The organism is Sulfitobacter maritimus, assembly GCF_013346665.1.
GTDB lineage: Bacteria > Pseudomonadota > Alphaproteobacteria > Rhodobacterales > Rhodobacteraceae > Sulfitobacter > Sulfitobacter maritimus.
Map to the genome: position 1 here is coordinate 1 of NZ_JABVBB010000024.1, position 10,932 is coordinate 10,932.

Genomic DNA, 10,932 nt, shown 5'->3' on the forward strand with positions numbered 1-10,932 from the left:
GGGATCGTCAAGTTATTGCCCTCCGGAGGGCAGTTATGTAGCTCCGTGCGATGATCAGTCAGATTTCGGCACCGCGCCTGAAAGGCCACCGCTTTCCACGCTCCATCATTTCCTACGCGGTCTGGGCGTATTATCGCTTCTCGCTTAGCCTGCGTGATGTCGAGGATCTGCTGGCCGAGCGCGGTATCGTGGTGAGCTATGAGGCGATCCGGGCATGGGTGGGGAAATTCGGGCCGCAGATCGCTAAACGGGTCCGCGCTACGCGCCCGCGGCCCACCGACAAATGGCACTTGGACGAGGTGGTGATTATGATCAACGGCGTGCGACACTGGCTGTGGCGCGCCGTGGACAGCAACGGCGAAGTTCTCGACATCCTCGTGCAAACGCGCCGCAATGCGCGGGCGGCGAAGCGTTTCATTTCACGGCTGATCGCCCGCTGGGGAGAGCCCCGCGTCATCGTGACGGACAAGCTGCGCAGCTACGGCGCGGCCCTGCGGCAGCTCGGGCTGAACGTGGATCACCGGGCGCACAAGGGACTGAACAATCGTATTGAGGGATCGCACAGACCCACGCGAAAGCGCGAGAAAATCCAGGGCCGTTTCAAATCGGCAAGGCAGGCGCAAAGGTTCCTCTGCGCCCACGATGAAACCGCCAACCTGTTCCGCCCTCGCCGTCACAAGTTGACCGCCTCCAGATACCGTCAGAGCCTCGCCGCCGCGTTCGAGCGCTGGAACCACTGTGCGAAAAGCATGGCCGCGTGACAGAAGGTAGCGCACCCCCACTTTCGATCCCGGACAACAACTTGACGATCCCACCGCTTGCGGGGCTTGATCCGCAGGTTCAGTTCCAGTTCGCGGTAGATCCGGTAGACACGTTTGTGGTTCCAGCCATGTCCCTGGACGTTGCGCATGTACAGGAAACACAGGCCAAAGCCCCAGCTCTTCTTTGCCTTCGTTAGCCCGAGCAGCAGGTCGGCGATCTGCTCGTTCTCGTCGTTGAGCTTCGGGCTGTAGCGGTAGCAGGTCTCGCTGACAAAGAATGCCCGACACGCCAGCGCAACGTTGACGCCCTTCATCGCCACCGCTCTCTCGGCCAGCGCGCGGCGGTTCGCTGGCCGTATCACTTTTTTCCCAAAGCCTCCTTGAGCAGATCGTTCTGCATGCTGACGTCGGCATACATGCGCTTCAGGCGCCGGTTCTCCTCGGCCATGGCCTTCATCTCGCTGATCAGGCTCGCATCCATGCCGCCATACTTCGCCCGCCATTTGTACAGCGTGGCGCTGCTCATCCCGTGCTCGCGGCACAGCTCTGAGACCGGCACACCACCCTCCATCTGGCGCAACACACTCATGATCTGCGCTTCGGTAAATCGTGTCTTTTTCATCAGAATCTTCTCGTTCATCCTTCCGAGAAAATTCTACTTCCGCATCCCCCTAAGATCGGGGGGGATTACCCATATCACGGATTGCGTTTCAAGTGCAGAACGAAACTGCGAAGACGCCGCACTTGGATACGCCTGTCTCTGCTTTGCAGTCGTGCGAATGGAACAACGCCGGAATCAACTGTAGTTGGTTGTGCGGTTCAGCCCCGGCTACCGGGCTTCGCGCCTATTGTGGCCATCCTTCTCTGACAGTTCGTCGCTCTCCAACAAAATACGCGCCGCATCACCTTCAAGATCTTCATACTGACCATTGCGCAATGTCCAAAGGCAGGCAGCAAGTCCCGCTGCGCCGAGCAAAACCGAAACTGGAATCAAGACAATTAGAATGTTCATCGGCGCACCGCATTCAGAACGACGAGAATGGAGGAAGAGGACATAACCGCTGCGGCCATCAATGGTGTCGCAAAGCCCATGACGGCGACGGGGATCGCCACGGCGTTATAGACCGCGGCCAGACCCAAGTTCTGTCGGATGCGGCTGCGCGCCCGACGCGCCAGTCGAAGGGTCTCTTCTACCGCACATAGATCACGGCCCAGCATAACCCCATCCGACGCGACCCTTGCGGCATCAAGCGCCGTGGCGGGCGCGAGCGACGCATGCGCGGATGCGAGGGCGGCGGTGTCGTTTAGCCCATCGCCCACCATGAGCACGCGCTTGCCCCGCTCGGCCATATCGCCCACTAGGGTCGCCTTATCTTCCGGGCGCACCCTCGCATGAACCAGCTTGATCCCCAATCTTGCCGCCAAAGCGTTTGCGCGGGCCTGCGTGTCACCAGAGACCATCGCGACCTCCAGCCCCTGTGCCTGCAACGTCTTGACCACCGCAGCCGCGCCAGTGCGCAGCGTCTCGCTCAGCGGCAGAGGGAAACAACGGTCCGGCAGATAAAGTACGGGTCCGTCATCACCTCGCCCTAGCCTCACGGACGCGCCATTCCACAGACCACAAACCCCCTCGCCCGACACCTCCTTCAGAGCGCTTAAAGTGGCGGGCCTATAATCAGCAAGCGCGGCCGCTAAGGCCCGCGACGCCGGGTGATCCGAGGCCTGTGCCAAACCTAAGGCCACAGAGGCGGCGGCAGGGTCAAGATCTGGCAGTTGCGCCACCCCTTCGGTCAGCGTGCCGGTCTTGTCAAATATCACCGTGTCGACTTCGGCCAGACGTTCCAGCGCAGTGGAAGATTTCAGCAGCACCCCCCCCCGAAACAGCCGCCCCGTCATTGCTGCGGTCACCGCTGGGATGGCAAGCGCCAGAGCGCAAGGGCATGTAATAATCAGCGTCGCTGTGGCCACAGCAATGGCATTATGCAAATCCCCCGTCAGCCCCCACCAGACCACGAAGGCCACTGCGGCCAGCCCGTGTACCACCGGCGCATAGAGCTGCGCTGCGCGGTCCGCGATCCCGCTGTAGCGGTGTTTGCCGGTTTCGGCCACATCGACCAAAGCCGCCAGGCGGCGCAGCGTGCTATCCTCGGCCCGGTGGGTAACGCGCAGGGATAGCGGGCTGCCGAGGATCACTTCGCCCGCGCAAATCGGATCACCGGAAGCAATGGCGATTGGCTCCGCCTCACCGGTGAGCGCCGATCGGTCGACCATCGCGGCAGCTTCGGCAATTCCATCTACTGGTGCTCGGGCGCCCGCGGCCAATGCGATCCGGTCCTGGGGCATGAGCGCGGCCACATCCACAGTCTCGCGACCCTCTGCGGTCAGCCGAGTCGCACGTGGCAATTCCAGCGCTGTCAGTTCTGCCGCAGCAGAGCGTGCCGTGGCCCGCGCTTGATGCTCAAGGTAGCGGCCCACGAGCAGGAAAAAGGTCAGCGATAACGCTGCATCGAACCATGTATGCGCGCCGGAGGCGGCGAAAGTCTCATAAAGAGATGTCGTCGCCGCCAGCAGGATCGCCAGCGCAATTGGCACATCCATGTTCATCCGTCTCGCTCGCAGCGCGATAAAGGCCGAGGCAAAAAACGGAACCGCAGAGAATGCCAGAGCCGGCAGGGCAATGGCTGCGGAAACCCAATGGAACATTACGCGCGTGATATCGCCCGCCCCGGACCATACTGCGACGGAAACTGCCATTACGTTCATCATTGCGAAACCTGCTACGGCGGCGCGGGCCAAAAGCTTCCGCCCCTCGTCATCACCCGCAGGGCGTAGGGCACTGGTGTCCAGTTCATGCGCGTCAAAACCTGCGTTATTCAACGCTTGAAGCGCTGCGCTGGCATCATATCCTTGGGCGAGGACAACGCGTACGCGCTTAGCCCCGAGGTTGACCCTTGCCGCTCGGACAGAGGGAAGTGTAGCCAGCACTCCTTCCACCCCGGAGATACAGGCGGCACAGCGAATTTGCGGCAGCGCAAGGTGGATGACCGTGTCGAATTCGGTCGCAGTTTTTGCCACGGCCTCAACCGATGGCGCGACCGCGATACAACCCGGGCAGGCAGCGACAGTCATCGCTGGACCCGCAGTGGGATGCGGCGCCGAAACGGCGTGCCGTCGCCAGCGCGCATTTCGATCCGAAGGTTCCAATTGCCCGACCCGGCAATAACCGGCGCGACCCATGCGCGGCCGTCCCAGTCAAAAGCCGGGGTCATGTCATCGGCTACGGTTGTTGCGCGACCCAGTGTTGCCGCCATGATTTCTGGCATGACGATGCTACCGTCTGCGTCCTCCACCGCGAGCCGAAGCGTCGCGCCCGTCAGCTGAGCTTGCACATTCCAGCCCAGAGCGTCCTGCGCCGCGCGGTCGGTGTCAAAATTCTGCGAGGCGATGTAGCTCGACTCAGTTTCTTTGCCGGGAAAGGTCCGCACCGCATTGACCGCGAGGGCGAGGTTAACCGCGATTATGATCGAAAAACCACCGACAAAGATTGCCAACACATGCCACCCTGTGAGAGGGCGCTTACCCTGCATCTTCGCTGCGTTCATTGCGGTCTTCCTTCCCATTGAATATCGTATTTCCATAGGCTCGCTCACCCGAGATGACGTCTTCGACCCAGAGCCGCAGGTCACTACGTTGCTGCCCGGCGGCAGGGGCTTGCGGGGGCGCGATCACGTAGACCCGTTGCAAACGGCTGGTGTCAGCAGGAACTTCGACCAAATTGTCGGGCGCGCCTTCGAGAGCCAGTTGCAGACCGGACTCAGCCACGAGCGACAGCTGAAAATCCCGCGCTTCGCCGTGTTTGTTGCGCAGGCGGATATCATAGGCATTACGGATCGACCCGTCAGAAAGGGTTACGTAGGTTGGGTTGCGAACCGGGGCGATGGTCATGTCAATCTCGGGCCGGATGAAAAGGGCAACAATTAGCGCCACACCGATGGCGGCCCAAGCAGTAGTATAAAAAATCGTCCGAGGGCGAAAGATATGCTGCCACAGTGGTTTGGGCTGCCACGAGGGTTGGCTGGCCCCGGCAACATCGCCAGCGGGCGTTTCGGCAAGACCCGCGACCTCGGCGCTTTCTTTCGGCTGGGTCGGCGGTTCGTCATCAAGTGCCAGATAATCAATCAACCCGCGCGGGCGGCCGATCTTGGCCATCACATCGTCGCATGCGTCAATGCACAGCGCGCAGGTAATACACTCCATCTGCTGGCCTTCGCGGATGTCGATCCCCATCGGGCAGACCGCGACACAGGCGTTGCAATCAATACAATCGCCCAGCACCTCGCCGCTCCGCGACTGGCGTTCGGCGGCTGTATTCTTGTCAACCGCCGCACCATAGCGCGCCACGGCATCGCCGCTGCCAATCGCTTCGGCCGCTACCTTTTGACGTTTCACTCCGCCCTTGCCACGCGGTTCCCCGCGCCACTTGCGATAGCCGACGGTCAGTGTGCCGGGGTCCATCATCGCGCCCTGAATCCTGGGCCAAGGGCACATGTAGATACAGACCTGTTCGCGCATGAAGCCGCCAAAGATAAACGTCGTGGCGGTGAGAACAGCGATCGTGACGTAAGCCACCGGGGCTGCTTGCAGTGTAACGAGGTCGTGCGCCAAGGTCGGCGCGTCGGCAAAGTAGAAGACCCACGCGCCGCCGGTCGCCACTGCGATGAGCAGCCAAACTACCCATTTGCTCAGACGCAGCAGCGCTTTGCGCGGGCTCCACGGAGCATTATGCAGACGGATACGAGCATTGCGGTCACCCTCAATCCAACGCTCAACAGTCATGAATAGATCTGACCAAACGGTCTGCGGACAGGCATAGCCACACCACACACGGCCTAGAGCCGAGGTGAATAGAAACAACCCTAGCCCTGCCATGATCAGCAGTCCGGCCACGAAATAGAATTCATGGGGCCAAATCTCAATCCAGAAGAAATGAAAGCGCCGGTTGGCCAAATCGACCAACACCGCTTGATCAGGCAGATTTGGCCCTCGGTCCCAACGGATCCACGGGGTAATATAATAGACCCCTAGCGTGAGGATCAGAATAACCCATTTTAGCCGGCGAAAAAAGCCACTGACCCGACGAGGAAAGATCGGCTCACGCGCAGCGAAAAGCGGTGGGGCAGAGTCGGACATGGGCGGTTTTTCTCCAGGTTACATCAAGCTGCCTATCCCGCCGAGGTGCAAGCCGCATTGACCTTTATCAAATTAGGGCATCCTACCTAAAGCGTACTTCATTGAGTAGGCTCTACCTCTGATTTGCCTACATCAGCTTCACCTCCCCCCAGCCCATGAACATACGCAGTCACGGCACGCACTTCAGCTTCACCCAAGCGGGCCTGCCACGGCGGCATCACCCCCATACGGGGCGCGTTCAGTTGCCGCATGATCGCGTCATGGCTGCTGCCACGCAGCCAAATGGCGTCGGCAAGATTTGGCGCACCAAGCTCGCGGTCGCCTAGCCCATTTTCATCGTGACATGCGCTGCAATTGTCGGCGTAAAGGCTGGCCCCCTCTATCGCGGCGCTTTCATCGTGCTTAAGTTTCGACAGGCTGCGCACAAAATGGGCAACAGCGTCTAATTCGGCCTCTTCCATCCAGTCAAAAGGAGGCATTTCCGAGAACCGCGCGTCCGGATCTTCTTCGTTTCGGATACCATGACGTACGGTATAGGCGATTTCTTCCATCGTGCCGCCCCAAAGCCAGTCATCATCCAATAGGTTTGGATAACCCGAGGCCACAACGCCCCCTGCTCCTGCTCCGTGACACTGAGAGCAGTTGGCAGCAAAGACCGAGCGCCCGGCCTGAACGGCGAAGCGGTGTAATTTTTCGTTTTCTTCCAGCACGCCCAGGTCAACTCTGACCAAGCTTTCGGTTAGGTCGGCGTTAGACAGGTCCACGCGCTCAATTTCGTCGGCGACCTCCGCGCGGGTGGAATAACCCAACAGCCCCGTGGTCGCGCCCGAAACCATCGGCCAGGCCGGATAGAGAATTGTATAGATCACGCCCCAAATGACAGTGGCGTAAAACGTCCAGAGCCACCAACGTGGCAAGGGCGTGTTCAGCTCTTCGATACCATCCCAACTATGGCCGGTGGTCTCAGTCCCGGTTTCGGGGTCGATCTTGCGATTGTCGGTCATTGGCGAGCTCCGTCATTGCGGGCCTGGTTAGGGTCCTCGTTCCTAAAAGGTACATCCGCAGCATCATCGTGCAGCGCGCGAGAGCCGGGGCGATAAGCCCAGCCGATCACCCCTAGGAAGATGAGTGTAAGAACCAACAATGCCCAGCTGTCAGCTAGTTCACGCAAGAAAGAATAAGTTTCCATGTTAGGGTCCTCAGCGGCTGACATCAGGCACGAAGGTCGAGAAATCGACCAGCGTCCCGAGCATTTGCAAATAGGCGATCAGTGCGTCCATTTCGCTCACCCCTGGCTGGCCATCGAAGCTGCGCACCTGCGCCCCAGGGTAGCGCTCCAGCAGTCCGTCGTAGTCACCGAAGGGATCGACCTGTACGCGAAAATCCCCGCTGGCGCTGGCGATCATCTCATCGCTGTAGGGCACGCCTACCATGCGGTGGGTCTCAACCAGATCGGTCACGTTGTCCGCCTCAAGCGGCGCATCCATCAAGAAGGCATATTTCGGCATGACACTTTCCGGCACGACCGACTGCGGGTCCATCAGGTGATCGACATGCCACTCGTCCGAATAGCGTCCGCCGACCCTCGCCAAATCCGGCCCAGTGCGCTTGGAGCCCCATTGAAACGGGTGATCATACATCGATTCAGCGGCAAGACTATAGTGCCCGTAGCGCTCAGTCTCGTCGCGCATCGGGCGGATCATCTGGCTGTGACAGACATAGCAACCCTCGCGGACGTAGATTTCCCGCCCCGCCAGCTCTAGCGGTGAATAAGGGCGCATGCCCTCCACTTCTTCGATAGTGTTCTCCAGCCAAAAAAGTGGCGCAATTTCAATAATGCCGCCAATGCTGACCACGCCAAGCGAGGCGATCAGCAGCAGGGTCGCGTTGCGCTCAAACCTCTGGTGGAAAGTGATCGCCTCCGTCTCCGGTGGCAGTTCATTAGGGATTTTGCCGCGTTTCACACCTTCGCTTGCAGTCACCACTTTGGGATCATCAGCAGGGTCATAATTCGGGCTTTGAGGGTTCTTGGCCATTGATCTTACTCCGCTGGCAGGGCGACGGTGATGGGACGGGCTTCGGGGGAGCGGATGGTCATCCACATGTTCCAGACCATCACGACACCGCCAGCCAAGTAGAGAACGCCTCCCAGACCACGTACCACATACATCAAGTATTTTGCTTCAACGGTGTCGGCAAAGCTGTTGACGAGGAAGCCATTGGCATCCACCTCGCGCCACATCAGGCCCTCCATAATGCCCGACACCCACATCGACGCCGCGTAGAGCACGATACCCACGGTCGCGAGCCAGAAGTGCAAATTGATCGCCGAAAGCGAATGCATCTGCGCCCGCCCCCAAAGCCGCGGCGTCAGGAAGTAGAGCGCGCCGAAAGTGATAAGCCCGTTCCAGCCAAGGGCGCCAGAATGTACGTGGCCAACGGTCCAGTCTGTGTAGTGTGAGAGAGAGTTCACGGCCCGGATCGACATCATCGGCCCCTCAAAGGTCGACATGCCATAAAACGCAAGCGAGGCCACAAACATGCGAATGATTGGATCGGTGCGGATCTTGTCCCAGGCGCCTTCGAGGGTCATTAGGCCATTGATCATGCCGCCCCAGCTGGGCATCCACAGGATGATGGAAAACACCATGCCGAGTGTAGCAGCCCAGTCGGGCAACGCGGTGTAGTGCAAATGGTGCGGACCTGCCCAAATATAGAGAAAGATCAGCGCCCAAAAGTGAATGATCGAGAGCTTGTAGCTATAGACCGGTCTGCCGGCCTGTTTCGGCACAAAGTAATACATCATGCCAAGGAAACCGGCGGTGAGGAAAAAGCCCACAGCGTTGTGTCCGTACCACCACTGCGTCATGGCATCCTGTACACCCGAGAAAACCTGGACAGACTTGGACCCCCAGATGGAAACTGGGATGGCCAGGTTATTGACCACATGCAACATTGCCACAGTGATGATGAAGGCCAGAAAAAACCAGTTCGCCACGTAAATATGCCGCTCGCGTCGCTTCAGGATCGTGCCGAAGAAGACAGCGAGATAGGTCAACCAGACGATGGTCAGCCAAATATCTACGTACCATTCTGGCTCAGCATATTCCTTGGATTGGGTCGCCCCTAGAAGATAGCCCGTGGCCGCCAAGACAATAAATAGCTGATAGCCCCAAAAAACAAACCAGGCGGCATTGCCACCCCAAAGCCGCGCGGCGGAGGTGCGCTGCACGATATAGAAAGATGTCGCGATCAGCGCATTGCCGCCGAAAGCAAATATCACCGCACTAGTGTGCAGCGGCCGCAAGCGGCCAAAGTTGGTATAAGGCTGCGCCCACTCAAAATTTAGTACCGGGAAAGCAAGCTGAAAAGCGATGAAGGTCCCAGCGAGGAAACCAACCACACCCCAGAACGCTGTGGCAATTACCCCGTAGCGCACAGGTCCATCCATGTAGCCTAGCGGCGCAGGGGCGGAGACTATCCCGCTTGCTTCTACAGGCATTTGACGCAGCTGCCATAAAAACAGCCCCCCCGCGATGATCATGATCAGCAGTGCATGAACCATATATGCTGGATCACGCGCCCAATCCGTTCCTAATGCTGCGAAGAACATAATGAGCGCAAGCACGATCAACTTGAGCGTGTCGAACATATCCCGAATCCCTCTTTACTTTGGAACACGCATCTCACGTAAAGAAGTGCTACGCTTTGATCTAGGTCAAAACCACAACAGTCTAATTTCGCTAACATAGTTACGGTCGGTAGTGTCGCAAAGTTTCCGCCAGTTTGAGAAAGCTGTTTAGCTGGGCGCACTTATCCAGCGAGTGCTGCGAACTGCGCGAAGCCAGACTGCTCGGACTGATCGAACTGACCTTTCCGGATCATATGCGCGACCTCAATCCCGGCAAGAGTGGCCGAAGCGGAATTCAGCGATTTGAAGGTCTGCATCGGTCGGGTGAGCTTCTTGATGAACCTATGATCCTGCTCAATGATATTGTTGAGATATTTCGTGCGCCGGACAGTGATCAACCAACACCAGCCGCACATCACGAGCAGGCAATTCATATTGAACAATCCAACCGTATTCGATCCGCTCTTGTCGATAACAACTTTGTCTGGCCAACCGTTATTGCCAATGGCTTTCGCGAAAAACGCAGTAGCTGCGGCCGGGATCGTCAAGTTGTTGTCCGGGATCGAAAGTGGGGGTGCGCTACCTTCTGTCACGCGGCCATGCTTTTCGCACAGTGGTTCCAGCGCTCGAACGCGGCGGCGAGGCTCTGACGGTATCTGGAGGCGGTCAACTTGTGACGGCGAGGGCGGAACAGGTTGGCGGTTTCATCGTGGGCGCAGAGGAACCTTTGCGCCTGCCTTGCCGATTTGAAACGGCCCTGGATTTTCTCGCGCTTTCGCGTGGGTCTGTGCGATCCCTCAATACGATTGTTCAGTCCCTTGTGCGCCCGGTGATCCACGTTCAGCCCGAGCTGCCGCAGGGCCGCGCCGTAGCTGCGCAGCTTGTCCGTCACGATGACGCGGGGCTCTCCCCAGCGGGCGATCAGCCGTGAAATGAAACGCTTCGCCGCCCGCGCATTGCGGCGCGTTTGCACGAGGATGTCGAGAACTTCGCCGTTGCTGTCCACGGCGCGCCACAGCCAGTGTCGCACGCCGTTGATCATAATCACCACCTCGTCCAAGTGCCATTTGTCGGTGGGCCGCGGGCGCGTAGCGCGGACCCGTTTAGCGATCTGCGGCCCGAATTTCCCCACCCATGCCCGGATCGCCTCATAGCTCACCACGATACCGCGCTCGGCCAGCAGATCCTCGACATCACGCAGGCTAAGCGAGAAGCGATAATACGCCCAGACCGCGTAGGAAATGATGGAGCGTGGAAAGCGGTGGCCTTTCAGGCGCGGTGCCGAAATCTGACTGATCATCGCACGGAGCTACATAACTGCCCTCCGGAGGGCAATAACTTGACGATCCC

Annotated in this window: 10 protein-coding genes and 2 pseudogenes; 1 reads left to right on the top strand and 11 read right to left on the bottom strand. The window is 59.1% G+C overall.

What is annotated here, in order from left to right; all coding sequences use genetic code 11:
• Positions 1–50: 50 nt before the first annotated feature.
• Complete coding sequence (locus HTT03_RS07540) at positions 51–761, top strand: IS6 family transposase (RefSeq protein WP_174857895.1); 711 nt, start codon at positions 51–53, stop codon at positions 759–761.
• A gap of 41 nt (positions 762–802) precedes the next feature.
• On the opposite strand, the pseudogene HTT03_RS07545 reads toward HTT03_RS07540, so the two are convergent.
• The 11 genes and pseudogenes from HTT03_RS07545 to HTT03_RS07595 all read right to left on the bottom strand — a co-directional run.
• Positions 803–1,383 (bottom strand): annotated as a pseudogene (locus HTT03_RS07545) (transposase); the annotation flags it as partial.
• 207 nt (positions 1,384–1,590) lie between these two features.
• The gene (ccoS, locus tag HTT03_RS07550; RefSeq protein WP_174859261.1) at positions 1,591–1,773 is read right to left on the bottom strand and encodes a cbb3-type cytochrome oxidase assembly protein CcoS; all 183 of its coding nucleotides are present in this window, start codon (positions 1,771–1,773) and stop codon (positions 1,591–1,593) included.
• Positions 1,770–3,890 carry a heavy metal translocating P-type ATPase gene (locus HTT03_RS07555; protein WP_174859262.1) on the bottom strand — a complete coding sequence of 707 codons (2,121 nt, stop codon included), beginning with the start codon at positions 3,888–3,890 and terminating at the stop codon, positions 1,770–1,772. Before HTT03_RS07555 ends, ccoS begins: the two co-directional genes overlap by 4 nt.
• Positions 3,887–4,363 (bottom strand): FixH family protein, encoded by a 477-nt coding sequence (locus HTT03_RS07560; RefSeq protein WP_246253387.1) that lies wholly within the window; start codon positions 4,361–4,363, stop codon positions 3,887–3,889. The genes HTT03_RS07555 and HTT03_RS07560 overlap by 4 nt, the downstream gene beginning before the upstream one ends.
• Positions 4,338–5,951, bottom strand: a complete 1,614-nt coding sequence (gene ccoG, locus HTT03_RS07565; RefSeq protein ID WP_174859263.1) for a cytochrome c oxidase accessory protein CcoG — start codon at positions 5,949–5,951, stop codon at positions 4,338–4,340. The genes HTT03_RS07560 and ccoG overlap by 26 nt, the downstream gene beginning before the upstream one ends.
• A gap of 98 nt (positions 5,952–6,049) precedes the next feature.
• Positions 6,050–6,955: a cytochrome-c oxidase, cbb3-type subunit III gene (ccoP, locus tag HTT03_RS07570; protein WP_174859264.1), complete on the bottom strand. Its 906-nt coding sequence runs from the start codon at positions 6,953–6,955 to the stop codon at positions 6,050–6,052.
• A complete protein-coding gene (locus HTT03_RS07575) occupies positions 6,952–7,140 on the bottom strand; it encodes a cbb3-type cytochrome c oxidase subunit 3 (protein WP_174859265.1) in 189 nt (62 codons plus the stop codon). The genes ccoP and HTT03_RS07575 overlap by 4 nt, the downstream gene beginning before the upstream one ends.
• 10 nt (positions 7,141–7,150) lie before the next feature.
• Positions 7,151–7,987, bottom strand: a complete 837-nt coding sequence (gene ccoO, locus HTT03_RS07580; RefSeq protein WP_174859266.1) for a cytochrome-c oxidase, cbb3-type subunit II — start codon at positions 7,985–7,987, stop codon at positions 7,151–7,153.
• Between the two features lie 5 nt (positions 7,988–7,992).
• Positions 7,993–9,603: a cytochrome-c oxidase, cbb3-type subunit I gene (gene ccoN, locus HTT03_RS07585; protein ID WP_174859267.1), complete on the bottom strand. Its 1,611-nt coding sequence runs from the start codon at positions 9,601–9,603 to the stop codon at positions 7,993–7,995.
• Between the two features lie 161 nt (positions 9,604–9,764).
• Positions 9,765–10,118 (bottom strand): annotated as a pseudogene (locus tag HTT03_RS07590) (DDE-type integrase/transposase/recombinase); the annotation flags it as partial.
• A 53-nt stretch (positions 10,119–10,171) separates the two neighbouring features.
• Positions 10,172–10,882 (bottom strand): IS6 family transposase, encoded by a 711-nt coding sequence (locus HTT03_RS07595; protein ID WP_174857895.1) that lies wholly within the window; start codon positions 10,880–10,882, stop codon positions 10,172–10,174.
• Positions 10,883–10,932: the final 50 nt, after the last annotated feature.

Excerpts from the sequence above, each read along its gene's own strand:
- HTT03_RS07540 (WP_174857895.1), top strand. The coding sequence starts at position 51 with ATGATCAGTCAGATTTCGGCACCGCGCCTGAAAGGCCACCGCTTTCCA.
- ccoS (WP_174859261.1), bottom strand. The coding sequence starts at position 1,773 with ATGAACATTCTAATTGTCTTGATTCCAGTTTCGGTTTTGCTCGGCGCA.
- HTT03_RS07555 (WP_174859262.1), bottom strand. The coding sequence starts at position 3,890 with ATGACTGTCGCTGCCTGCCCGGGTTGTATCGCGGTCGCGCCATCGGTT.
- HTT03_RS07560 (WP_246253387.1), bottom strand. The coding sequence starts at position 4,363 with ATGAACGCAGCGAAGATGCAGGGTAAGCGCCCTCTCACAGGGTGGCAT.
- ccoG (WP_174859263.1), bottom strand. The coding sequence starts at position 5,951 with ATGTCCGACTCTGCCCCACCGCTTTTCGCTGCGCGTGAGCCGATCTTT.
- ccoP (WP_174859264.1), bottom strand. The coding sequence starts at position 6,955 with ATGACCGACAATCGCAAGATCGACCCCGAAACCGGGACTGAGACCACC.
- HTT03_RS07575 (WP_174859265.1), bottom strand. The coding sequence starts at position 7,140 with ATGGAAACTTATTCTTTCTTGCGTGAACTAGCTGACAGCTGGGCATTG.
- ccoO (WP_174859266.1), bottom strand. The coding sequence starts at position 7,987 with ATGGCCAAGAACCCTCAAAGCCCGAATTATGACCCTGCTGATGATCCC.
- ccoN (WP_174859267.1), bottom strand. The coding sequence starts at position 9,603 with ATGTTCGACACGCTCAAGTTGATCGTGCTTGCGCTCATTATGTTCTTC.
- HTT03_RS07595 (WP_174857895.1), bottom strand. The coding sequence starts at position 10,882 with ATGATCAGTCAGATTTCGGCACCGCGCCTGAAAGGCCACCGCTTTCCA.